Here is a 25,752-nt window from a genome sequence, read left to right as displayed (position 1 = left end):
CATCGATACTGGGTTCCAGCTACTACAAATTCATATGGAATTTTCCCCTATACTACCGTTTTTATGACCTTGATTTTTTTCAATGTTGCAATTTGATTACTGTGCTGATTGTTCCGCGTTAAACTGCTCGCTCAGGAGCTGTTCGAGATATACTAATAAAGTATCCACATCTTTACCAACTCGTTCATAACAAGTTGGTGGTGCAAGTTGTGGTTCAAAGTAAATTAACTTAACTTCATCTTTGCTAATTGCGATCATGAGAACTTCTACTTCTGGTTTATGGTGTTCCACAATCCCTACAAGTTCCTGAAGTCTGTTCTCAACTTTGCTATTTAGTTGTTCTATAGCCTGTCTGGGACAATAAACAAAGTGTGGTGTTGGTTGCAAATAAATACCAACTGTACCCTTTTCGTCAGCATTTTCTAACCACAAACCCCAAGACAGCGCTGCTAATTCCTGTTGATTTTCTTTAACGAATTTATCCAACTGGCGACGCCACTTGTTGTTTGGTGATTGAGATTGGGTAGAAGCAAATATCATACCAATTTTAGATTTTTGATTGTTGAAAAGTTTACCTCAAACCTGACTGCACGCGCCACAGACTCGCATAAACTCCGTTTTTGTCCAATAGTTCTTGATGGGTTCCTGATTCAACAAATTGTCCGTATTCCATGACATAGATGCGTGAAGCATTGCGGATGGTGGAAAGACGGTGTGCGATCGCAATTGTTGTCCGATTGACAGTAATATGTTCTAGCGATCGCTGAATGGCTGCCTCTGTCTCATTATCCACTGCTGATGTCGCTTCATCTAAAATCAAAATTGGTGGATTCTTTAAGATGGCGCGAGCAATGGCAATCCGTTGTCGCTGTCCACCAGATAACTTTTGTCCTCGTTCACCGACAATTGTCTCATATCCTTGAGGCAATCGCACAATAAATTCGTGTGCTTCAGCGATTTTTGCTGCCATAATAATTTCATCCTCTACAGCATCAAAACTGCCATAAGCAATATTTTCTGCTACACTACCATGAAACAAGAAAACATCCTGGCTGACTAGACCAATGCAACGGCGTAAATCCTGTAGATTCAACTGTTGTATATCAATGCCATCAAGGGCTATTGTTCCTGATTGCACTTCATACAATCGCAAGAGAAGTTTCACCAAAGTGCTTTTTCCGGAACCAGTAGAACCAACAATGGCAATTGTTTTACCTGCTGGAACGTGTAAAGACAGATCTGTAACAATGGATGGTCTATCTTTATAAGCAAAAGTGACATTTGTTAGTTCTAATTCACCACGTACTGTCTGAGTCGGTAAATGTATTTCTCCCGTATGAATAGCAATAGGAGTGTCCAACAAATTCATGACTCGATTTGTGGAAGCCATTGCTCTTTGATATTGGTCAAAAGTATCACCTAATCTTGTTAAAGGCCAGAGTAACCGCTGGACGAGAAATAATAGTACACTGTAGGTACCGACAGATATTTTGCCATTCGCTGCTGCCATTCCAGCAAACAGCAATAATGCTGTAAAACTCACCAAAATCAACATTCGGATCAGAGGAACAAATGCAGCGGAAAGTTTAATTGCTTTAGCGTTACTGCGGCGATATGCCTCACTTTCTTTTGTGAAACGTGAAATTTCGTAATCTTCGGAGGTAAAACTTTTAATAGTAGTAATACCGCTCAAATTATTTACCAGACGCGAGTTGAGTAGACCAACCTTTTCTCTGACATCAGCATAGCGAGGTGCGAGTAATTTTTGAAAAGCAAACGAACCCCAAAGAATAAATGGTATCGGCAATATTGCCATCCAGGCAACACTAGGAGCCAAAATAAAGAAAGCACCACTTATAATGACAACTGTTGTGACAACTTGGAGAATATCATTTGCCCCCACATCTAAAAAACGTTCCAGTTGGTTGATATCATCACTGAGGATAGACATCAAACCACCTGTACTGCGTTCTTCAAAATATGCGAGTTCTAACTCCTGCAAATGTTCATAAGCATCCAGACGCAAATCATGCTGTATGTCCTGTGCCAAATTACGCCAAAGCCTTCCGTAAGCGTATTCAAAAACCGATTCTAGTATCCAGATGATAACAGTCAGGAACGAAAGAATAAAAAATTGCCCAAAAATATCTTTCACTCCCCACTGAGCGATGATAGAATCTTGCTGTTTTACTACCACATCCACCGCCATCCCAATTAAGGCTGGTGGTGCCAAGTCGAAAAGCTTATTAAGAATAGAACAAGTAGTTGACAACCAAATTCGTTTACGATACTGGTGCCCGTAGTCCAGCAGCCGCATGAGGGGATGATTTGGGGACGATGTCTGACGTTCGCCCTTTGGGCGGCTCCCTCTGGGAGCATCGCCTAGTACGCGTCTGTTTCTTCTCGATCCCCGATGAGATTTCAATACCATTACCACAGTTATTTGTAGATGCGTGGATTTAAAATATTACCACAATTAGCTTCCAAAGGTGTCACAAAGGTGCAAAGGCGAGCAGTAAGATATCACAATTCACAAGAGTTGTCTGAAAATGCAAAGGAGATAACGATTTGAAAAATCAACCATTGGGGAATTGGCAGACTTTAGTAGCAGCAATTGTGGTAGCAATACTTGTCATTTTGAGCCTCAATTCCTTTACCATTATAAATCCAGGGCAAGCAGGAGTACTTAGTATCTTGGGTAAAGCCAGAGATGGAGCATTAATCGAGGGTCTTCACGTGATACCGCCCTTCATCTCCAGAGTAGATGTGTATGATTTGACTGTGCAAAAGTTTGAGGTTCCAGCAGAGAGTTCAACCAAGGATTTGCAAACCCTATCTGCAAGATTTGCTATTAACTTTCGTATTGATCCCACAGAAGTTGTTGATATCAGAAGGACACAAGGGACATTAGAAAATATTGTCAACAAAATTATTGCACCCCAAACTCAGGAATCATTTAAAATTGCAGCTGCTAAAAGAACAGTTGAGGAGTCGATTACAAAAAGAAATGAATTGAAAGAAGATTTTGATATGGCATTGGGGCAACGCTTAGATAAATATGGAATAATCGTGTTAGATACCAGCGTAGTTGACTTAACTTTTTCTCCAGAATTCGCCAGAGCAGTTGAAGAAAAACAAATTGCAGAGCAAAGAGCACAAAGAGCTGTATACGTAGCCCGAGAAGCGGAACAAGAGGCTCAAGCAGAAATCAATCGCGCCAAAGGAAAAGCGGAAGCTCAAAGACTTTTGGCTGAAACTTTAAAAGCTCAAGGTGGACAGTTGGTTCTGCAAAAAGAAGCGATCGAAGCTTGGAAGACTGGGGGTGCTCAGATGCCAAAAGTGCTGGTTATGAGTGGTGATACAAAAAGTAGTGTACCATTTCTCTTTAATTTCGGTAATATGCAAGATTAATTACAATTTGAACCCTGATTTAGGGTGTGTACCCTACTTAATAAGCAGATAGAGAACATCAAGGAATAATAAAAAAATTATGTCAAGCAATAATCAGAGCAATCTCACCGTTCAAGATGCCAAAAAGATTCTCAATAAATTCAACTGTATAGACATTGCCCCTAACCTCAAGCCATCAGAAAAGACCTTAATTCGTCAAGCTTTAGTTTTGCTAGCTAAGATTTCTGACTACCAAATATTAGGTATTTGTGCTGATACGCCAGAGGAAGCAATACTAGCGATGAAAACATATTCCCATGCTTTTGGCTATGAACCACCAAGCAATTTACCTGAGATTGAAGGTCCAGTTTACATCAAATTAAACGGCAAAAATGGTGTATGCTATCTGGATTCTTACTCAGGACATCATCGGGGTGTACTAGTCTCTTGTCAGTCTTACTCTCAAAGTGGAATTAACGAAATGTACGGGCATTTACCCCTTGATTTATTTGTTTAATAGTAGGGTTGTATTGCTCACCTTGACCCATAGCGTACTCTAAAATTGTAACCGCAGATACACGCAGACGGACGCTGATAAAATAGATCATTATCTGCGTTTCTCAGCGTTTGTCTGCGGTTCAAATCTAAACCCTAAATTGATATGAGTCTTATCACCCTACAATCTGTTAAAAAAGATTTTGGTATCAAGGAAATATTGAAAGATGCCAGCTTTAGCTTGGATGCTACCGATAAAGTTGGCTTAATTGGTACTAACGGTTCTGGTAAATCAACATTACTCAAAATGATTGCTGGACTAGAACCGATTGATAGTGGTCAAATTTTAGCAAATTCAGGAGCTAAAATTGTATACTTGCCTCAACAGCCAGATTTAGACGACAATCGCACAGTCTTAGAGCAAGTTTTCGCTGACAGTGGCGAACAAATGGAATTGGTGCGTGAGTACGAGGAAATTTCTGATAAATTAGCTCATGCAGCGGAAGATAAACAATTAATGGCGCGTCTTTCTTCTGTAATGCAGCGCATGGACTCACTTGGTGCATGGGAACTGGAAACGAATGCTAAAATCATTCTTTCAAAGTTAGGAATTACAGATTTTCATGCTCTTGTTGGGACTTTATCTGGTGGTTATCGTAAGCGCATTGCTTTAGCCACAGCCTTGTTGTCAGAACCAGAGTTGTTGTTGATGGATGAACCGACAAACCATCTAGATGCTAATTCTGTTGAGTGGTTACAAAGTTATTTGAACCGTTATCGTGGCGCACTCTTTCTTATCACTCACGATCGCTACTTTTTGGATAAAGTCACCAATCGTATCATTGAAATTGACCGAGGAGATATTTACACATACACAGGCAACTATTCATATTACTTGGAAAAGAAAGCACTAGCTGAAGAATCTGCTATTAGTAGTCAGCGCAAACATCAAGGTGTCTTGCGCCGTGAGTTGGAATGGCTAAAACGAGGACCAAAAGCTCGTAGTACGAAACAAAAAGCGAGAATTGATCGCGTTCACGATCTGAAGGAAACTGAGTTTAAACAAGCTCAGGGAAAAGTTGATATTTCTACACCTAGTCGTCGCATTGGCAAAAAAGTTATTGAACTGAATAATACATCGAAAGCTTATGACGGACGTACTTTAATTAAGGATTTTACCTACGAGTTTAGTCCAGAAGACCGCATTGGTATTATCGGCACTAATGGCGCGGGTAAATCTACGTTACTAGATATTATCACGGAACGTGTTGAGCCAGATTCAGGAAGTGTAGAAATTGGTACGACTATTCACATTGGTTATTTTAACCAGCATTCAGAAGAATTACAATCAGCGTTGAACGAAAATCAACGAGTGATTGATTACATTAAAGAAGAAGGTGAATTTGTCAAAATTGCCGATGGAACGAGAATTACTGCTTCCCAAATGTTGGAGCGTTTTCTGTTTCCTGGGAATCAACAGTATTCCCCAATTCATAAACTTTCGGGTGGTGAAAAACGGCGGTTATTTCTGTTGCGCGTTCTCATGAGTGCACCGAATGTTTTAATATTAGATGAACCTACGAATGATTTGGATGTACAGACATTGGCTGTACTGGAAGAATATTTAGAAGAATTTTCCGGTTGTGTTATTGTTGTTTCTCACGATCGCTATTTTCTAGACCGCACCGTAGATACAATTTTTACCTTTGAAGAAGGTGGGAATATCCGACAATATCCAGGTAACTATTCAGTTTATCTGGATTATAAGCAAGCAGAAGAAGCACAACAGCAACAGATAAATAGCACGAAAGAAAAGCCAAAAAATACAGAGACGTTACAGACAACATCTTCCAAAGAAACCGAAACGAAAAAACGCCGTAGGTTATCTAATTGGGAAAAGCGAGAATTTGAGCAGTTGGAAGGTAAAATTGCCAAGATGGAAGCCGAAAAAGCAGAAGCAGAGAAAGCAATGGCGAATGTTTCTCCTGGTAACTACTCTCAAGTACAAAAATTATATGAACAGGTGGAAACCCTGAAGGAAGAAATTGATGAGGCGACTGAACGTTGGATGGAATTAGCTGAGATTGAGTCTTAATTCTATATTTTAGAAACAGCTTTTTAAGGGTAGCAAAATTCGAGGAAGATTTTTGACAGATGGCTTTCAATGCAGCACAGTAGAGAGAAAGCTGCATTGACAGCACATTGTTTGTGCATAAAGTACAAACAATAAGCTTTAAAAGCCACACAGAAAGCTTTTTTACTTCCGACTTCCGCCGTATTATCTTCTACGGTTCATACCTAACAACTCCCTGTCGCGACAATATAGGATCTGCACAATCAACATTTCCTGTCCAATTCTTACAAGGTTCTCTCACTTCTGAAAGACCTTCAACAATGCGAACATGAAAACCATCTTCTGTTGGATAAACTTTATATAAAAGGGGTTTCTCATGACGTTTAGCAAGGAGTGCAGCTGCTAGGGCTGGTGTTGTACAAATCATTGCTTTTTTATCTGGAGGTATATAATAATCTATAAAAAAATCACGGTCTTCTGAATCATTAGTCCAGCCTCTACCTACTTCAGTTGTCGCCCACAATAAACATCTAGGATCAGGTTTCACATCAGAACCTAACCGCCTGAGTATATCAACTTTAGCAACAGTATAAGGAATTTCAACCTGTGCTTCCTTTTGAATTTCTAATCTTTTAAGTACAAAATCAATTTCGACAAATTTTACTCTCACAACTTTAGCGAAAAAGCTGATCCAGAATAGTGAAATAATGCCAAATAATGTTGCGACTGTTAGTAGATGACCTTTCATTTTATCCGGTAGGATTATTTTTCTCATAGTGACTTCAATAACAAACCCTGTAATTACCTAACTTTACTAATGGTACTGACTCTTAGCCGGATGAAATTTTGACACAAAATTTTTAAATTTCATATATATAACTAACACACTACTGATAATAGCAAAGCTTTTCAGTGGTTCCACCAAAGAACTAGCCATTAAAGATTTTAAACATCAATAGTATTACGACAATTTGATGATTATGCTCAATATTCCTACTCAAAACCTTCGTAGTCGCGCTATTCAGTTTTTAGAACAAAGTCCCCAACAACGTCTAGAAAATCTCAAGCAACTTGGTATAGCCCGCTATGATTTCTTAACCAAGATGTGTCTCAAGGAAGCAAATATAGCTTGTGTCATGCGATTTTTCCAAAATCCCACTCAGTTAAAATTCCCTAATTTAATAGGAGCGGATTTATCTTGCTTGATTTTAGACGGAGTGAACTTTATCCGTGGTAATTTATCAGGTGCAAACTTACAAGGAACTAGTTTAGTGAATGCAGACCTTATATTTGCCAATTTTACAAACGCAGACTTGAGAAATGCAAATTTGAATGGTGCTACTCTGAATGAGACTATATGGTTAAATGCTCTTGTAGAGGAGTGTGAGTTTGGAGAAGCGATTGGATTGACAAAGGTTCAGCGTCAAGATTTACAACTTCGCGGTGCCAAATTTAAGTATTTGGAAGAAGATTCTTGAAATAACGAAGTGCAAAGGTGTAAAAAAAGTAAAGAAAGAATTAAGTTTTTTGACTTGCAACTAACTAGGAGAAATTAATGAATAATTCGATGAAGCTACCCCAAAAACTAATGTTGCTAGGTTCGGGAGAACTAGGCAAAGAATTTGTTATTGCTGCTAAACGGTTTGGCAATTATGTGATTGCTGTTGACCGCTATGCCAATGCTCCAGCAATGCAAGTTGCTGACTGTTCGGAAGTGATTTCTATGCTGAGTGCTGATGATTTGGAAGGGGTTGTTAGCAAATATCAGCCTGATTTAATTATACCAGAAATTGAAGCAATTAGAACAGAAAAACTTTTGGAATTTGAGCAGCGAGGAATAACAGTCATACCAACTGCGGCTGCGACTAACTATACAATGAACCGAGACAGAATCAGAGAATTAGCACATAAAGAGTTAGGCATCCGCACTGCTAAGTATGGTTATGCGACAACTTTAGAAGAGTTGATGTCTGTCTCGAATGAAATTGGGTTTCCCAATGTAGTGAAACCTGTGATGTCATCTTCTGGTAAGGGACAATCTGTAGTTAAAGAAAAGAGTGAAGTTGAGAAGGCGTGGAATTATGCGATCGCCAATTCCAGAGGTGACAGTCAAAAGGTGATTGTCGAAGAATTTATAAATTTTGAAATTGAAATTACTTTACTCACAATTAAGCAGTGGAATGCACCGACAATTTTTTGTTCTCCTATCGGTCATCGCCAAGAAAGAGGAGATTATCAAGAATCTTGGCAACCAGCAGAAATTTCGGAAAAAATGATAGTGGAAGCGCAGGCTATAGCTAAAAAAGTCACCGATGCATTGGGAGGAGCGGGAATTTTTGGCGTGGAGTTTTTTGTGACCAAAGACGAAGTCATTTTTTCCGAGCTTTCCCCCAGACCACATGATACGGGAATGGTAACATTAATCTCGCAAAATCTTAACGAATTTGAACTACACTTGAGAGCAATTTTAGGCTTGCCTATTCCTAATATAGAACAGTTAGGTTATTCAGCTACTGCTGTCATTTTAGCCTCAGAAAAATCAGATTTCATTGCTTATACAGGTGTAGCCGAGGCGCTATCAGAAAAAGATGTGGACATTAAGCTATTTGGTAAACCTAATGCCCATCCTTATCGTCGAATGGGAGTGGCTTTGGCTAAAGGCAGTGATATTCAAGAAGCACGGGAAAAGGCTACTAGAGCAGCAAGTAAAATTAAATTGGAATACCAACCCTGATTTATTAGAAAGGTGCGAGTTTCCAGTGGATCAGTAACGCTTACGTTCTCATTAATATTGGAATTAGTTTTCAGATAATGATGTGCTTACCAAGCCAGCCTTTAGAGGACGGGGCTTCGGCTTGTTGGGGGGCGAGGGCTTCGTCGGCTTGGGCGATGGACTTGGCCCATCACCTAGTCCCCTTGCTGTATGTGTTGGTGCGTGTAGTATCAGCAATCTCCTCTCTCCATCGCGTTGGTTGTCTGATGGCTGAACTGGGGCTGACTTAAAGAGTTTAAGTTTCTGCCCAAACTGTTCCACGCCATTGAGTTCTTGAACAGCAAGATCCTCATTTGCTTCACCTTTTATTGCTACTGTTGCAAAACCGGAGTCAGGAAAAATGTCAATTTTTCTGACTGTGCCAAATTTTGTAAAAAGCTCTCTTAAATTTGCCTCAGTGACCTGAGAAGAAAGATTACCAACCAATATAGTCATATTTATCTCCAAACAAAGTTACACAAAAAGATAATCCAAAGTGGAATCAATGCGTAGGATTTACGCATTGACAAAAGTTTAATTAATAGAATGAAGCTTGATCTGAAAAACTGAAGGTCAGTTCAGCTTAGAGAGCTTTGCCTCTACACTCTTTATTAGGTGTAAGCAAAACTAACTTATGCATTAGACATCTCCAGAAATTAATTGTGCGTTGTCTGCAACCCTTGTAGAGACGTTCTATGGAACGTCTCTACATTGTTTTCCTCAGATGTCTATTTAAGAAATAAAAATGGGAAACATGCAATCATGTTGCTTGAAACTATTGAGGTTTAATCCCACTACAGAAACGGCTCGCCTCCTGGACAGAATATCCGCTAACGCTCTGCTTGTGCTGTGCATTTGTTCTGAGATAATCCTTAACCCAATCACAAGCGTAGCTCACTAGTTTATCTGTATCTAGAACACGATCCAAATTCCACAGAATCACTGTCTTGTCGTCACTCGTCGAAGCAATTGTCTTACTGTCGGGACTGAACGCCACTCTCCAAACCGTGCCATTGTGACCATTGAGGGTAGTCAGCAAAGTGCCATCTCGTTTCCAGACCTTCACTGTTTTGTCGTCACTTGCTGAAGCAATCATTTTGCCGTCAGGACTGAACGCTACTCCCCAAACCGTGCCATAGTGATCCTTGAGGGTAGTCAGCAAAGTGCCATCACCCTTCCACAGTTTCACTGTCTTATCTTGACTCCCTGTAGCAATTGTCTGACCATCAGGGCTGAACGCGACTCCCCCAACTCCGCCATTGTGACCTTTAACGGTGGTCAGCAAAGTGCCATCTTGCTTCCAAAGCTTCAGCGTCTTATCCCGAGTTACCGAAGCAATTATCTGACCAAACCCCTGCGGGGACGCTACGCCAACAGGACTAAACGCTACTCCCCAAACTTCATTATCATGTCTCAAGGTAGTTAGCAAAGTGCCATCTGACTTGTGGAGTTGTACCGTGTAATCGTCACTTGCTGAGGCAATGATATTACCTTGAGGGCTAAATGCAACTGCGTTAACCTGACGACTATGTCCATTAAGGGTAGTCAACAAAGCGCCATCTCGTTTCCAGAGTTTGATTGTCTTGTCCCCACTTGCTGAAGCAATTGTCTGACCGTCAGGACTGAATGTTACTGCCCAAACCCCGGCATTATGTCCCTTTAGAGTCTTCAGCAAAGTGCCGTTGGGCTTCCAGAGTTTCACCGTGTTGTCGTCACCTGCTGTGGCAATGATACTACCTTGAGGGCTGAACGCGACTCCCCAAACTGCACCACTGTGACCATTAAGGGTAGTCAGCAAAATCTTATCCCGCTTCCAGAGTTTGACTGTTTTGTCGCTACTTGCCGAAGCAATTGTCTTACCATCGGGGCTGAACGCGACTCCCCAAACAGTATCGCTATGTCCATTAAGGGTAGTCAGCAAAGTGCCCCTATGCCCTTCGGGCACGCTACGCGAACGGGGTTCGCCAGTCGCCTGCGGAGGGATACCCTCCTGCAGCGCTGACTCACCATCACGCCATCTCCAGAGTTTTATTGTCCTGTCCCAACCAGCCGAGGCGATTGTATCACCGTCAGGACTGAACGCTAATCCGTAAACCTTACCGCTAGGATTATTGAGGGTGGTCAGCAAGGTGCCATCACGCTTCCACAGTTTGACTGTTTTGTCCCAACTTGCTGTAGCAATCAGTTGACCAAACCCCTGCGGGGACGCTACGCCAACAGGACTAAAAGCTACAGCACTGACTACATCGCTATGTCCCTTTAGAGTAGTAAGCAAGGTGCCATCTTGCTTCCAAAGTTTGATGGTCTTGTCTCTACTTGCTGTAGCAATCAGTTGACCAAACCCCTGCGGGGACGCTACGCCAACAGGGCTAAAAGTGACTGCACTCACTGCATCGCTATGTCCGTTTAGAGTAGTAAGCAAGGTGCCATCGCTAGCTCTCCAGAGTTTGACTGTTTTGTCACTACTTGCTGTGGCTATAATGTTACCTTGAGGACTGAACGCAACTGCGTTAACTACATCACTATGTCCGTTTAGAGTAGTAAGCAAAGTACCATCAAGCTTCCAGAGTTTGACTGTCTTATCTCCACTTGCTGTGGCAATGATATTACCTTGAGGGCTGAACGCAACTCCGAAAACTGGACTATTGTGTCCTTTTAAACTGGTAAGCAACGTGCCATCAGGTTTCCAGAGTTTCACCGTATTATCATCACTCGCTGTGGCAATGAGCTGACCATTGGGGCTGAAGGCGACTGCGTTAACTTTTTCGCTATGCCCTATCAGCCGGTTATGTTCAACTACCGTATAAGTTGCCTGTCTTAGCACTGATTCAAGCCGATCTTGGATATTTGCATCTACTGTACCTATTGTTTTTAATTTCTCCTTCGCTGTGATTGCTTGTATGAGCGCATCCAATGTGTTATTCGAGGCAAACAATGCTTCAGAAGATTCGGTCATAGTTTGAATCTCGCTGATGCTTGCTTTATGGGATTGCCACCAAGCTACCCCAGCCAGGATCAAAGCTCCCACTAAACCACCTGTGAGTCCTAAAATGGTGAGTTGGCGTCTACGCTTGAGCTTATTTATCTCGTTATCCCGCAATGCTAAAGAAAGCTGTATGAAATGTCTCTCCCCTGTACTCAGTTCGTCTATGCGTTTGCTCTGCCAATATTCTGCATCCGAAAGTGGCTTTCCACGCAGCAGTGCTCCTTGATCTTTACCACTACTTTCCCATTGACGAATGAGCGATCGCAACTGCTCCTGCCAATACCGAAATTCACCATCAACTTGTATCCACCCCTCTAGGCGTCCCCAGCTTCTAATCAGCGCCTCATGCACAATTTCCACCGTTTCTTCACCCGATAACTCGTTGCGGTTGGTTACCACAAGACGTGCATCAGCTAAGCGCCTCACCAAATCCCAGTTTTCTGACTTCACCTCATCACGAGTTGCCAATCTCCGCGTCGCCTCGATTCCTTCCCCCAAACGCATCAACTGCATAAACACTTGCTGCGCCCGAGTTCGGTCTGTTTCATCAAGCTGAGCATACACTGCTTCGGCGTGGATAGCCAAAGCCTCCTCGACACCGCCAATCTCTTCGTAGCCTGCATGAGTCAGCCACCCATCTGTTTGTTTTGACCACAGTTGTGTTAAAGCAAACTCCAGCAATGGTAAACGTCCTGACTGACCCTCTACAGCATTAATCAGTTTCTTTGTCAACTCTTTTTCTAGTCTCACCTGCATTTGTGCGGCTGGCTGTTCAATAACCGATCGCAATTCCTCACGGTTCATTGGACCAAGATTGAGAACTGCTCCTTGCAACGCATCACTAAAAGGTCGGTAAGAAAGGGCATATCCGTAAAAATCAGCCCTTAAGGTCATAACTAAAGTAAATGCTGGAGCGAACTGAACTGCATTAAGTAATGTATCTAAGAAACCTTGGCGTTCTTCTTCTGAGCAAAGAGTGTAGAGTTCTTCAAATTGGTCTGCGATTAAAACCAGACGAGTTTTGGGGTTTTGCTGGACAAAGCTTTCTATAATTTTGTATAAAACTTTGTGATCTTGTTGCAGTGCTATTTCTAGTTTTAATTCAATCAGGCGACGAGCAGTTAATTTGGGATTTTGATTTATATATTCATTTAAGTTGTCTCGTTGAGAACCCCGAAGCGATAAGGCTTCACCAATGCTAGAAGTCAATGCCCCTGCTAACGCTTCAAAAGGATTATGACCCGGACGAAATGAGACAATCTGCCAGTCAGTATATGAATCCTGGCGTAACTGAGGAACCAACCCAGCAAACACGACACTCGACTTACCACTTCCACTGGGACCAACCACCGCCACCAATGGCTTTCTTTTGCTCGCTGTCACCAAGTTCTGTGTAAATTGCTCCCGTCCAAAAAATAGGTCAACATCTTCCTCGCGAAAGGCAAATAACCCGCGATAAGGACATGGAGGAGTTCCCCCTAACTTCAGCCAAGTCGGCGGTTCCACAGCTGGATTTTGACAAATCACAGGTAACCAAGAAGCACCCGGAAAATCATCTTCCAAACCTTGTAACTTCCTGCGTGCTTGTTGGACTGCTAAATATAAAGACCGTCGTTCAACTGCAAAAGATTCTAAAAAATGTTTAAAAAATTCCTGTGCTACCAAATTTGGCACTGGCTCCCGCATGACAATGACTGTCGGAATATTTAATTTTTCTAGAGCATTAGCTAGTCCTAGCCCATCACAGGAGTTGAAAATTGCTAGTTGTAAACCATTATCAATAGCAGCTTTGAGAGCTTCTTCTAACTGTTTAATTGTTAAACTATTATTAGTCTTATTATCATTAATATAAATTCTGCCCGTTTCACCCTCAGTTTGACTATGACCCGCAAAAAAAAGAATGTCCCAGCCAGGATTTTGCCAAAGAAGATTGTTAAATTCTTGACGAGAGGGCTTGACAATAAAAACTATTTCTGCATCTAACAAGCTGTTAAGAAACTTGATTTCTCTGTCTAAATCAATACCTTGGCTATTGCCTAAAACTGCTAAAATTCTAACTTTTTTCCTAGGTAATATTGACTTTGATAATTCTCGGGATTTATACTCTGTTTGAGAAAGCGCCATTTCTGCTTTGGGATAATCATTAAAAAAATCCCAACGATGCCAAGGTAATCGCCGTATCAGACGATCATTGGTTTCAATAATGAGGCGAATTTCTTCTGTTGGTTGTAGTTGCGATCGCAACTGTCGTTCTATATTCAGAAATCCACTAGATTTGAGCCAATCATTAATATTTTCTTGTAATTTTTGGCACAGATCATCAAAACTGACAACAGAGACATTTGTTAGGCCCTCTTCGTCAATTTCCAGTTCGTCATCTTCTTCAATTAATAAAGAGCGCAACTGTTGGCGACCACAGATATTTTTATAATTTGACTGCCAATTCTTAGATAATTCCACCAAAGATGGTGCTGCGGGTAAGCTACCAATAAATTGCTGTGCAAGGGATTTTTCTGATGACCATAATCGAGCAGTAACATTTGGAAATCCGTTGTGTAAATCACCGCTTCCTAGGCTAATAAAAACTGATTTACTCATGAAGAAGAATTCTCTGTCTTATTTGCAGGTATGCTCTTTGCTACACATTCAGTTTCTTCTTTTTCGTATCTTCACATCAAAGATAAGATTTATAAATTAATGGATTGGATTTCGGAATCGCGATTTCTCCTAGTGTAGTGGAGAATAATTTTTATCATGATTTCGAGATCAGCTATCTTGAAATCAATCTGTTATTTTATTTTGTCTATAAGTAAATTGTAGTCTAGTTCAATCTCTTGTATGATGTTCTATGATTGAACTCATCTAGGATTGTTTCAAAGTTAACAAAATGTAGTCATATTTTATACAAATGTGTTTCACTTTTGGTAAGCGTTTTCATGACTGACATTTTGTATCTCCCACATTATATGTCAATTAGATGAGCAAATCTCAGGGCTGCCATTCGTTAGATTTCAAGTAAAGTCAAAAAAAGGATGTAATTTTCTGCCACAGATCTTAACTTCTTCGTGGTGTCTACCGATGAGTGCAAGATATGAGCCTTTAACTAGGGCGGTTACACGCTCGCAACGAATGAAAGAAACATCATCTCCCTTCTAAAGAGTTCCCTGCTCCCTGTTAAGCGTTCCCTGTTAAGCGTTCCCTGTTAAGCGTTTTTTGTTAAGCGTTCCCTGTTAAAAGTTGAAAATTAAGTTTGGTTAATTAATTTTCAAAAATGTATTAGATCACACTTTTTTGATTAGATACCTAAGACACCCATGAATAGGTTGGTAGTTTTAAACTTGGGTCAAGGAAATCTATACGAAGGTTTTCCCGTTGTCACAGCATATATTGGGGAAGCAGACAATCTCTATCAGATGAAATTTAGTGCTAACTTACCTGCTGCACGAGAAATTCCTGAACTCTATCACCATTGGAAGTCACTTTATTCTGCGTTTTATTATCGTCCATTTTTACGTCTTGGTGTCCAAGAAATTGAGGAAATTGACGATACTTTTGAAATTGAAGAAGATACCGTTACTAACATTTCTGAAGTAGAGATTAAGCAATTATGCGAGCAACTCTACAACTGTTTAAACTTATGGCTCAATTCGGTAGAATTTCGCAAAATTGAACAGCAATTACGCACACATTTAAAACCATCTGAGGAAATTCGCTTCATTGTTGAAACAAATGACAATTTATTGCGACGATTACCCTGGCATGTGTGGAATTGGTTTGATGATTATCCAAGAGCAGAACTTGCCTTGAGTGCGTCCGAGTATCAACAACCACAGAAATTTCCGAAAAATATTCCGAAAAATCAAAAATCTAGTATGAGAATACTAGCAATATTTGGTAACAGTCAAGAAATTGATATTAGTCAGGATAGAATTTTTTTAGAAAATTTATTAACTGGTGCAGAAATTCAATTTTTAGTTGAGCCAAGGTTAGACGAGCTTAATAACCAGCTTTGGCAACAAGGTTGGGATATTCTTTTTTTTGCTGGTCATAGTTGTTGCACTCAAGAAAAAGGTTGCTTGCAACTTAATCAAACGGATATAATTACTCTTGACCAATTAAAGTATGGTCTGAAGCAAGCTATAAGTCGTGGATTACGTTTGGCGATTTTTAACTCTTGTGATGGCTTGGGGTTGGCGCAGCAGCTACAGGAATTACATATTTCGCAAGTTATAGTGATGCGTGAGCCAGTACCGAACGTCATTGCTCAAAAATTTTTAAAGTATTTTCTTACTGAATTTTCACAAGGACAGTCTTTGTATACTGCGGTACGTTCTGCACGAGAAAGACTCCAAGGATTAGAGCGAGAATATCCTTGCGCGACTTGGTTACCCGTGATTTGTCAAAATCCTGCTGAACCGCCGATGATTTGGAATCGGGAGCGTCAAACTGAACGTGTAGACAAGGTAGACTCCTCAGTGGCGGTTTCTGAAACAAAACAACGTTCTCGCTCTTATGAAAGCAATACTCTTTCTGGAACAATAAAGCAAAAGCTGTTAGATAGACATCGCTTTGTTGTTGCAGCTACCCGTCGTCTGTTAACCGTGCTGCTAGCAAGTGTGCTGGTAGCCAGCAGTATTATGGGACTGCGTCATTTAGGGATACTACAACCTTGGGAACTGCATTCTTATGATTATTTAATCCATCTGCGACCAGCTGATGAAAAGCCAGACCCGCGCCTATTAATAATCACTATTGATGAGGCGGATATTCAGTATCAAATCAATAAGAAAATGAATATGCGTTGGTCATTATCAGACCAAGCACTCAGTCAACTCTTGCAAAAACTGGAGCAATATCAACCAGCAGCGATTGGTATAGATATTTATCGTGATTTCCCCATTGATTCTAATTATCCAGAATTAGGCGAAGTCTTGCAGCAAGACAAGCGCATATTTACAGTGTGCAAAGTTTCTGCTCCTGATGATGGTGCACCATTAGGTGTCCCGTCTCCTTCCAAAGTTCCAAGAGAACGCATTAGTTTTAGTGACTTTGTGGCTGACGCTGATCGAGTTCTTCGTCGCCAACTTGTGCAATTAACCCCTCCTTTAGAATCTCCTTGTGCAGCTGAATATGCTTTCAGCTTTCAGCTAGCACAGCATTACTTAAATGCACAAGGTATAAAATGGGATATTAATTCCGAAAAAAATTTGCAAATAGGAAACACTGTTTTTCGGCGCTTACAATCCCATACAAGCGGCTACCAAGGAGTCGATGCATCAGGATATCAAATCCTGCTGAACTATCGTTCTTTACCTTCTCTCCTTAAAATTGCCGAAAAAATCTCTCTCAAAGAACTTCTTAATGACGAGATTATTCCTGAGTTATTACACAAGTCAGTAAAAAATCGCATCGTTCTCATTGGCGTGACAGCCTCCAGTCCTCCTCCGGATGATTGGGAAACTCCATACACTGCTTACGCCTCAGATCAACAAAAGCAAACCCCAGGCGTATTTTTACAGGCGCAGATGGTGAGCCATATTCTCAGTGCTGTTTTGGATGGTAGACCTCTAATGTGGTGGTGGTCGCAATGGTTCGAGGTATGGTGGGTATGGGGTTGGTCATTAGTGGGCGGTATTATATCTTGGCGAATTTTACAGCCACTTCATATTGGATTAGCGATTGTCATAGCGCTGTTAACACTTTTTAGTATCTGCTTTGGTATATTTACTCAAGCGGGGTGGATTCCACTGGTTCCCTCAACATTAGCATTAGTGTCTTGTGCGGTTGTGTTAAGCATACTAGCGCCCACCCATGTCAGCAACAGCAAAAAACGTTGGAACTCTCGAATATGATTAAAAATAAGTTATTTCAAAGACACTATCAACTAGCTTGTACTATCCTTTTGCTAAGTCTTGGGCTTATGAATAACCCACTAAAAGTGCAAGCAAACCCAGAACAATCATTCCAGAATAAAATCACTCATACACCAAACCTTTTTGCCCAGAAATTTCCTGATAACGGTGCTCCCAAAGGTCGTCGGCGAGGAGGGACAAGCCGTCGTGATGGATGTCCAAGCTTGAAAACACCTGTGACTGCCATAGTACCTGGTGAAGAAAAAAACAACAAATCGTTCTTGGGATCAACAGTTGCTGAATATCCAACATTTTGGGTTTATCTTCCTGAATTACCTACGAATTTGCGTTCTGGGGAGTTTGTCCTGCAAGATGACCAAGGTCATGATATTTACCGAACTTCTCTAACATTGCCACCAAAAGCAGGTACCATAGGCGTTAGCCTACCGCCAAATTCACAATATGCTCTCAAGCAAAACTCAAAATATCACTGGTTTTTCCAAGTTTATTGTGGTGATCCGCAAAACAAACCTGAGTATTTTTTTGTGGACGCATGGCTGGAACGCGTGACGCTGACTCCCCAGCTTCAGCAGCAATTGAAGAGTGCAAAATCACAAGAGTATAAGGTCTATGCTGCGAATAATCTTTGGTACGATGCCATCACAAATTTAGCAGAACTCCGCCGCACTCGTTCGGACGCTACCAAGTTGACTAAAGATTGGACGAGCTTGTTTAAGGCTGTTGACTTGGAAGAGTTGGCAGGAGTGCCGATTTTACAAGTTTACAGTCTGCAATAATAACGATTTGAGAAACTCAGTTTTTTTAAAAACCGGTTTATTACAGCGCTTTTGAAGTAAATAAACCACAGGGGGGCGACATTTTCTTAGTCGCACAACCATCGAATGCGATTCCTCATAGTTCTTCTTGGCTGGCTTCTGCTGCTTGCTCCCATTAGAGCCAATTCCCCACTAATACAAAAGGTGCCCAGAAATATGGATTTTTCTGGTGGGCAAAAACAGCTAGTTGAGCACGCCGGAGCGCTTCGGCTTTATTCACTCCTGCTTTCAATTCTAGGTAAAACCGACTCATTAAATCTGCTGTATATTCATCATCTACAGACCACAATGTTGCTAGTGTACTACGTGCACCTGCATGTACAGCTACCCCAGCAAGTCCCAAAGCGGCTCGCTTGTCTCCAACAGCTGTTTTACAAGCACTCAAGACAAGCAATTCAATAGTACTCGACCTTTTTGTGTCACTGACTCGCAGTAAGTTATCAAATTCTTTCACCTTAAGTAGTTTATCCCAGGTGAGAACAAAGGTTTTTTCTGGATCGGAACTAAACTCCCCATGAGTCGCTAGGTGAACTACGGTGAAGGGAAGTGATTGCAATTGATTTTGCAGGTTGTTTTCGGTAAACTTTTGATCTAAAAGTTCTTCAGTTTTGGGTACCTCAGACTGAATTTGTTGCAATTCCCGTGGTACGTTCTCAAGTCGAGGAAACTTTCGGTTTTCAATGGCGCGTTCTGCAGCGACTCCAGCAATAATGGTGTTTAACTTGACTTGCTGCAACGGTTTGGGATCAAGGAGTTGTAAACCGGGGGCGACGGCGATCGCATACTTTTCAACCAAATATTTCCCCTGTTGTTTGTCATAAAGAACTGACATTGGTATGTTACGCAACGCTCCATCTAGGACAAACACTAGGGTTTTGATCCCACTTTGGCTTAATTCTGGTTCAGCTGGTTGAATTAACCAGTCATATATCTGTTCGGACAGCTGCTTTACCTGAGAAGTTCTGGTGACATCGCCTAAATATTCTCTCAAATTTTCTACAACACCTTCTACTTTATCTTCAGCAATAACAGTTTTGTAGTGCCGCAAGTTTTGGTTAGGCAATTTGAGAATAACATCTAAACGGTCTGGTAGAATAATAGGATAAAAAACTGCTGAGCGTGAATCTTTTTTATCAACGATTGGATCAAGTTCTTGCTTTGCAGTTAGACAAGCTGAGCGAAAAAAGTTGTCCAATTCTGCGATTTGCAGCGATTCCATCACAAAACGAGCTTGCTGTAAGTTTTTTTGGTTTTCTGACTTTTGGTTTTTTGGCTTTTTGTTTTCTGGCTTTTGACTCTCCTGGTGTTGGACACTCTCGTTCTCTGTTTGCAACAGCAATGCGACTAACTCCCGATACACAGGTTCTACACTTTCGCGGAAAGAAAACTGAATGTTTGGATTGATAGCAACCAAATCACTACGTAAAGTTTGGAGAGTCTTAAAAGCTTCAGAATAGTAAACAATTGCGCCTTTTTTATTTCCCTGCTGCTTGTGTATACGTCCTAATTGCCATTGCCATTGATAAACTATATCTGATGCATTCAGACTTTGAGCCATAACCAAAGCTTTTTCAGTCAGCTTTTGGGCATCATTAAATTGCTGATTTATTTCATACAGATTCCCAAGAGTTCCAAGGGCATAAGATTCTGCTCGCAAGTCTAGTAAACTTTGCGCCTGTTGAACTGCACTAGCGAGTATCTGGGCTGAAGTTTCTATGAGAGAAGGGGATGAGGGAGATAACGTCGCCCGCCCAGAACTGAAGTTCCGGGCTAATAATCCAAGTCCATTAAAATGGACTAAAAACTTTGGTGAGTCGGTATTTAGTTCTGTTGAGAAGACTTTTGCTACTCGTGGTGGGTTTCCAACTTTTGGCCCAAGAGTCTTGCAACTGGTGCAAGAGTTCAGTTTCATCAAACTTTGGGCAAAGTTAATTTTTGCCTCAACTACCATGCGACTTGCAGGCAAGTTGCTGATTTCAGATTGGATTTGGGACGATAATGCTAATGCATCTGCAAATTGCTTTGTCTCTACAAGTAAGCTGAGTCGATTCAGATGTGCCTGAATACGTGTGGTTGAATCAGTCGATGCACTTGCAGCTTGCTGGTAGTAATCCAATGCCATTTTCGTATTATACTGGGCACGGGCGAGATTTCCCAAGCTAAAGAGAGTTTCACCGATCATTTGATCAGATGACGTCGCTTTTGCAAGCGCTAAACTTTGCTGCAATACCTGCTGAGATTGCTTTAAATCACCAACGACTTGCATAATGTTGCCAAGACTCAATAGTCCCGATGCTTTTGTTGATGAATCTGGTTGGTTTTGAATAGTTTGCGAAACTTCAGTTAAAATTTTCTTTGCCTGACGGAATCGTCCTAAAACTTGTAGAGCTTGAGCCGAGTTAATGCGGTTACGGGTTAATCCAGCAGTATCTTTCATTTGCTGATAAATTTCAGCAGCTTTTTGCCAAGTCGTCAATGCTGCTTCAGCTTGTCCCTGGGAAAATTGTAACCTTCCTTGCACGTCAAAGGCTTGTGCCAAAATTTTAGAACTCTCTTGAGAGTTGTTTAAACCTTTCAATAAATTAACAGTTTGAACAATTGATTTTTCAGCTTGGTTCCATAAACTGAGTTGTTGAAAAGCTAAAGAGAGATTGCTCAAAGTCATAGCTTCGCGTAAATGATCTCCCTGAGTTCTAAAAGCAGCAGAAGCCTGTTGCAAGACTTTAACAGCAAGAGTAAACTGTCCAGCATCATAAAGTTTTTTACCCTGTTGCACAAGGTCTTGTGTTTTACCCTCGCCAATTGTAAATTGATGGACACTAGAATTGACAAGAGGAGCTTGTGCTAACACTGGTGATACGATCACGCATAAAAACACCGCAATTGCTGCGACTATTGGTTGAGCTATCCAACTTCTACCTGGGTATTTAAATGAAACAATGGATTTTAGGATACGGAAAAATACAGGCTTTTTTCCCGCCATGCTCTTTCCCCTTACTACAATTCAAAGTCTTCTTTCACCTTTATATTTTCCCCTAAACTTAACTCAACACTAAAGCGTTTTCCTGATTCCCCTTTGAAAAATTTCAGTTGAATGTAGTTATCTTGCAACCTCGAAGTGACTTCCTGAAGGGTTTTTCCTGCTTTAGACAGCAAACTCAATTTCAGATCAGGCGGCAAAAATCTTTCTCCACCCGTGGGATGTACCTGGATCAAAACACCGAATTTTTCATCGCTTTCCTCTGTGATATTTACCAAAAGAGCCACAGTTTGATAACCGAGTTGCACTCCCAAGTCAATGAGTTTGGCTTTTTTAGCACCTCTTTGTGTAATTCTAGTACTAAGAGCTAAATTTGCCTCTGGATTTATCAGGGTGTCAATTGTTTGCCAGCCTTGTTCAAACACTCCCTCTAACCATTCACTCAACTTGGTTCTGGTATTATCCAAAGATTTCTGGAGTGAGACTCTCGAAGATTGAGCGGAAGTTACAGGTAAAGGAATAGCTAAAGGTTCCGAGAAATAGTAGTAGAACAATAAGTGATTGAGTTCGGCATCAAAGAAAGACAGCGGTACTTGGTAATAACCATCCCGAAGCTCTAAATTGAATTGACTGCAATAATTCATCAGTTCATCGTAGCGCAAAAATCCTCTAATAATAACTTGTTCTTCCTCTTCTAACACCTCAACAACGACATAGAAATGGACTGCTAATTCTGATTTATCAATAGCAGATTTTGGAATATTGATAACTTCATCCAATACATGTTCTATCGCAATTGGACAAATTTTCAAGTCTCCTACTTCCAGGTGATAAATATCCTCAATAACATTCGTCTCTTGAGAAATTGGCTTTTGTGGTATGCGTGTACTTAGCCATTTTTCACAGCCAATCATTGCGAGTGTATTTAGATAAGTTTGCCATTGTTGTGCTTCACTATTGACTAGTTTGCTATTATCGATGGCGTGGTCAAAATCTTCTAACTCTAGCCAAATCACTTCTGAGAGCAAGAGTCTTATATCAGTTGAATTAACCTGAGAATTAAGCATTATTTTACTCCTGATTTTTGTTTTCTGTTTCAGATTCTCTTAGCCCCACTTCAAGAGGACGGCTGGAGGACATGTGCGTAGATTTTGTGTGCGTTGTTCTATATATTTGCAAAGTTGCCGAGCATAGAAGCTATTCATCGAACGGTTTTTCCCCACTCTGATTTCTTCTGCTGCTTCTCGAAAGATTTCGTCATCAGCAAAAGCTTCTATATATTCAGCCAATGTTTTGAGATAGTCTGGTTCCGGAGGATTTTTGGTCAAATGTTTTTCTTCAGCCTTTTTGAGAATGCTATCCAGAAGTTGTTTGACTGTTGTGGTGCGTACTTTACTAAGCAGTTCTCCTGGATTTAAGACTCGTCTAGCTTGATCCCAACTTGTCATTTCCAATTTTGGCGCAATATCCTTGAGAGATAAACTCTGACAATAATAGAACTGCAAACCTGGAAGAAATTGTTGGGCAAAAACAGCATAATTTTTGCTTTTCTTCAAAATTTTTATGCGATCGCCTATTTCTTGCTCTATCGCATTCTTCAAGGCTAAGCTAAGTTGCTCATGTAAAAAATCCAATATTTCCTGCTCTTCTATATCTACCTCATTGAGGTTGTCAGCAGGTAAATCTGTTCTAAAAGTATAACCTCCAGTATTAGGATCCTGGACTTCTAACGGTTCTCGATAACTCCAAATATCATAGTGCCTTAGTTGTGTAACAACCTGTTTGAGTTCATTCATCAACTCAACAGTGGAGTTGATCATCACATCTCTTTTTCGCAAGCCGTTGAGCATTTCTTGCAGCTGAGTGCTTGACGGTTCTGGACATTTTCTGACTCCCCTTGAATGTTTTTGAAGTCTGTCACGACGATAAACAGCGTGAAAAACTTCTACCAAGTGGCGATCGCGCTTTGATAAACGTTCAAATTGTTTTGCTCTCACTCTATTAAGAAGCGCCCAATCACTCAGATGCTTAAATCCAAACTCTGCTAAATAATTTTTTAATTCAGGGTTTTGTGTCGTTTGGAAGTATGCCCAATTGTCTAAACTCATCTTAGACTCTAAGTCGGCATTAAATTTTTGCAAAATTCTCACAGAAAAGAATTTGTAATCTGTGGTCCTAGTTTCCCCATTGTTATCCACAATGAGTTGAGTTTTTCCATCCCCGTCTACAATAACTAAAGTTTTTCCATCGTCATCGAGGACATAGGTTAGCAAATCCTGGTAAGTGAAATTGTCACCACTGAATAAACTGTCAATTTTTTGACACGCTCTTAGGATCGGTTCAGAAACATAAGACCGCAAACAAAGCCCTGCTTTGGCGCGAGTTGTGACATCAACAGCAGAATTTTGATCCACAAAATACGATAGCAGAACAGCTTGGGTATTAGTTGGAACGAGATTACGAACTTGTTTGAGAAACTCCTGTGCTGGAGGAACTAAACAGTGTTCGTATCCAACTCTTTGACTGGTACTGATTCTGTAAATTTTCCAGTATCTAGATGATACATCCATAGCGAGTGCAGGCTCCAGAATAACCAATCTCACATCGTTGCACTCTATATATAAGCGCCGGCGTTTTTAACTTATGCAGTTCTCCCAGTCTCGTTAACTCTGAAGAAACACGCTTAACAGGGAACAGGGAATAGGGAACAGGGAACAGGGAATAGGGAACTCTTAAGAAGGGGGGATGGTTTACAATCCCAAATCCACTGCAATGCGATGGGCGCAAGCAAACCCCGAAAACGCCACTGCGTTCAAACCCTGACCTGGAAACGTACTATCTCCCACACAATAAAGTCCTGGGATAGATGTTCTATTAAACGGCATCCCCAACAACCCGCGCAACTTCCGGCGCGGAATTGGTCCGTAAGTACCATCCTGACGACCTAAAAAGCGGCGATGAGTTAATGGCGTCCCCACCTCCAGATAATCCAACGCCGCATTTAAACCAGGAAAAATCTTCTCCAGACGGTCAATCATTCGCCAAGCTGCTTCTTCCTTCTTCACCTCGTACTCCCTAACAGAAAGTCCTTTCCATTCATCAATCCAGTGAGGTGTGAAGGCGTGAATAATGTGATGTCCTGCTGGCGCTAAATCTGGGTCAAGCAACGTTGGGATAGACACAAATAAAGTCCCTTCCGGTTCTGTCATCTTTTCCCAATCTTCTAACACGATATGATGACACTCCGTACCCTTTGGCAAAATTTCTGCCTTCACTCCCATGTGTAAACTGAGAAAACTGGGTGATTTTTGATAGCGTTCCTGCCAGTTTCTCTCACCAACAGAAAGTTCTTGTTGAGTCAGTAATTTTTGAAATGTATCCCAACGTGTTGCATTGGACACGATGCGCTTGGCACGGTGGATTTGACCGTTAGCCAGTTGCACTCCCACAGCGCGTCTGTTTTCTATGATAATTTTTGTTACTCTAGCTTGGTACTGGATCTGACCACCTGCTTTGACAAGCCCCTCTACTAATTTTTGGGCTATTTGTCCTACACCCCCTTTAGGGTAGTTGACCCCTCCATAGTGCCTGTCAGAAAATACCATCCCAGCATTTATCATTGGTGTCATGTCAGCTGGTACCACCGACCAGCAATAACACTCCATATCAATAAATTTCAACAACTGAGGGTCTTTAATGTAGCGTCGTGCTATGTCTCCAGCATTTTGGGGTAGATACTTTACCAAACCCAGACATGCCAAAGGATGCTGAAAAAATACACGCATTAAATACCGGGGTTCTTCTAGCGACAGCAAGTCCATGCTGTTAAGACAATGAAAAACTTTCCAGCATTCGTCATAAAATTGACGAATTCCTTGGCTTTCATTAGGAAAATACGCAGTCAGATTTTGCAAAAATTTTTCATAAACTTTATCTACCTTGAGGTTTAAGCCGTTAGGCAGATGATAGTGAATTTGTACTGGATCAGGAATCACTTCTAAACTAACGTTGACAGCTTGCAAAGCACGAGTGAGTAAGTTGGTCGTACCGTTCTGCCCAAACCCAAAAATCATCGACGCCCCAACATCGAAGCGATAGCCTTGCCGTTCAAAGTAACCAGCACTGCCTCCTGGAATCAGATAACGTTCCAACACGAGTACCCTAGCACCTTTTGTCGCCAGCCCAGTTGCTGTCACTAAGCCGCCAATACCAGATCCAATGACAATCACATCACTCTGCATGCATTTTAGTTTTTTTGTCTGTTTAGGTAAATATAGGACTCCTCCGCAGATTTTTGTGAAACTAGGTATACCGCCAACAGCATTTTTTCTCTTCCCTATTCCCTGTTCCCTGTTCCCTGTTCCCTGTTCCCTGTTCCCTGTTCCCT

General features: G+C 41.2%; 16 protein-coding genes. 7 read left to right on the top strand and 9 right to left on the bottom strand.

Annotated elements, in window-relative coordinates; translation table 11 throughout:
* Positions 1-96 precede the first annotated feature (96 nt).
* Both ccmS and DP116_RS07285 read right to left on the bottom strand, forming a co-directional pair.
* Positions 97-540, bottom strand: coding sequence for a beta-carboxysome assembly chaperone CcmS (gene ccmS / locus DP116_RS07290; protein ID WP_169154546.1), 444 nt, complete (start codon positions 538-540; stop codon positions 97-99).
* A 31-nt stretch (positions 541-571) separates the two neighbouring features.
* Entirely contained in the window at positions 572-2,317 is a 1,746-nt protein-coding gene (locus tag DP116_RS07285) for an ABC transporter ATP-binding protein (protein ID WP_246275525.1), read from the bottom strand.
* A gap of 251 nt (positions 2,318-2,568) precedes the next feature.
* Here DP116_RS07285 and DP116_RS07280 point away from each other — a divergent pair, with 251 nt between their 5' ends.
* From DP116_RS07280 to DP116_RS07270, 3 genes are all read left to right on the top strand, one after another.
* Positions 2,569-3,411, top strand: a complete 843-nt coding sequence (locus tag DP116_RS07280) for a prohibitin family protein (protein WP_169154544.1) — start codon at positions 2,569-2,571, stop codon at positions 3,409-3,411.
* 79 nt (positions 3,412-3,490) lie between these two features.
* Complete coding sequence (locus DP116_RS07275; protein ID WP_169154543.1) at positions 3,491-3,907, top strand: DUF1824 family protein; 417 nt, start codon at positions 3,491-3,493, stop codon at positions 3,905-3,907.
* Positions 3,908-4,051: 144 nt separating this feature from the next.
* The gene (locus DP116_RS07270) at positions 4,052-5,980 is read left to right on the top strand and encodes an ABC-F family ATP-binding cassette domain-containing protein (protein ID WP_169154542.1); all 1,929 of its coding nucleotides are present in this window, start codon (positions 4,052-4,054) and stop codon (positions 5,978-5,980) included.
* 190 nt (positions 5,981-6,170) lie between these two features.
* Here the strand turns inward: DP116_RS07270 and DP116_RS07265 are convergent, their stop codons facing one another.
* Positions 6,171-6,734, bottom strand: a complete 564-nt coding sequence (locus DP116_RS07265) for a hypothetical protein (protein WP_169154541.1) — start codon at positions 6,732-6,734, stop codon at positions 6,171-6,173.
* A gap of 205 nt (positions 6,735-6,939) precedes the next feature.
* Between DP116_RS07265 and DP116_RS07260 the strand changes: the two genes are divergently transcribed.
* Together DP116_RS07260 and purT are read left to right on the top strand one after the other, a co-directional pair.
* Positions 6,940-7,437, top strand: coding sequence for a pentapeptide repeat-containing protein (locus DP116_RS07260; protein ID WP_211173142.1), 498 nt, complete (start codon positions 6,940-6,942; stop codon positions 7,435-7,437).
* A gap of 77 nt (positions 7,438-7,514) precedes the next feature.
* Positions 7,515-8,693: a formate-dependent phosphoribosylglycinamide formyltransferase gene (gene purT, locus DP116_RS07255; RefSeq protein ID WP_169154539.1), complete on the top strand. Its 1,179-nt coding sequence runs from the start codon at positions 7,515-7,517 to the stop codon at positions 8,691-8,693.
* 63 nt (positions 8,694-8,756) lie between these two features.
* On the opposite strand, the gene DP116_RS07250 is transcribed toward purT, so the two are convergent.
* Positions 8,757-9,167, bottom strand: coding sequence for an RNA recognition motif domain-containing protein (locus tag DP116_RS07250; RefSeq protein ID WP_169154538.1), 411 nt, complete (start codon positions 9,165-9,167; stop codon positions 8,757-8,759).
* Positions 9,168-9,486: 319 nt separating this feature from the next.
* The gene (locus DP116_RS07245; RefSeq protein ID WP_169154537.1) at positions 9,487-14,295 is read right to left on the bottom strand and encodes an nSTAND1 domain-containing NTPase; all 4,809 of its coding nucleotides are present in this window, start codon (positions 14,293-14,295) and stop codon (positions 9,487-9,489) included.
* Between the two features lie 716 nt (positions 14,296-15,011).
* On the opposite strand from DP116_RS07245, the gene DP116_RS07240 reads away from it, so the two are divergent.
* Both DP116_RS07240 and DP116_RS07235 read left to right on the top strand, forming a co-directional pair.
* Positions 15,012-17,549, top strand: coding sequence for a CHASE2 domain-containing protein (locus tag DP116_RS07240; protein ID WP_169154536.1), 2,538 nt, complete (start codon positions 15,012-15,014; stop codon positions 17,547-17,549).
* Positions 17,550-17,617: 68 nt separating this feature from the next.
* Positions 17,618-18,346 (top strand): DUF928 domain-containing protein, encoded by a 729-nt coding sequence (locus DP116_RS07235; RefSeq protein ID WP_246275524.1) that lies wholly within the window; start codon positions 17,618-17,620, stop codon positions 18,344-18,346.
* Between the two features lie 154 nt (positions 18,347-18,500).
* On the opposite strand, the gene DP116_RS07230 is transcribed toward DP116_RS07235, so the two are convergent.
* The 4 genes from DP116_RS07230 to crtH form a co-directional block, all read right to left on the bottom strand.
* Positions 18,501-21,368 carry a CHAT domain-containing protein gene (locus tag DP116_RS07230; RefSeq protein WP_169154534.1) on the bottom strand — a complete coding sequence of 956 codons (2,868 nt, stop codon included), beginning with the start codon at positions 21,366-21,368 and terminating at the stop codon, positions 18,501-18,503.
* 14 nt (positions 21,369-21,382) lie between these two features.
* The gene (locus tag DP116_RS07225) at positions 21,383-22,432 is read right to left on the bottom strand and encodes a DUF1822 family protein (RefSeq protein WP_169154533.1); all 1,050 of its coding nucleotides are present in this window, start codon (positions 22,430-22,432) and stop codon (positions 21,383-21,385) included.
* A 39-nt stretch (positions 22,433-22,471) separates the two neighbouring features.
* Complete coding sequence (locus DP116_RS07220; RefSeq protein WP_339381641.1) at positions 22,472-23,968, bottom strand: hypothetical protein; 1,497 nt, start codon at positions 23,966-23,968, stop codon at positions 22,472-22,474.
* 147 nt (positions 23,969-24,115) lie between these two features.
* Positions 24,116-25,606 (bottom strand): carotenoid isomerase, encoded by a 1,491-nt coding sequence (gene crtH / locus DP116_RS07215; protein WP_169154532.1) that lies wholly within the window; start codon positions 25,604-25,606, stop codon positions 24,116-24,118.
* Between the last annotated feature and the right edge of the window lie 146 nt (positions 25,607-25,752).

Origin of the sequence: Brasilonema bromeliae SPC951 (genome assembly GCF_012912135.1) — a bacterium.
GTDB lineage: Bacteria > Cyanobacteriota > Cyanobacteriia > Cyanobacteriales > Nostocaceae > Brasilonema > Brasilonema bromeliae.
This window is presented reverse-complemented; position numbering and strand designations above follow the sequence as displayed.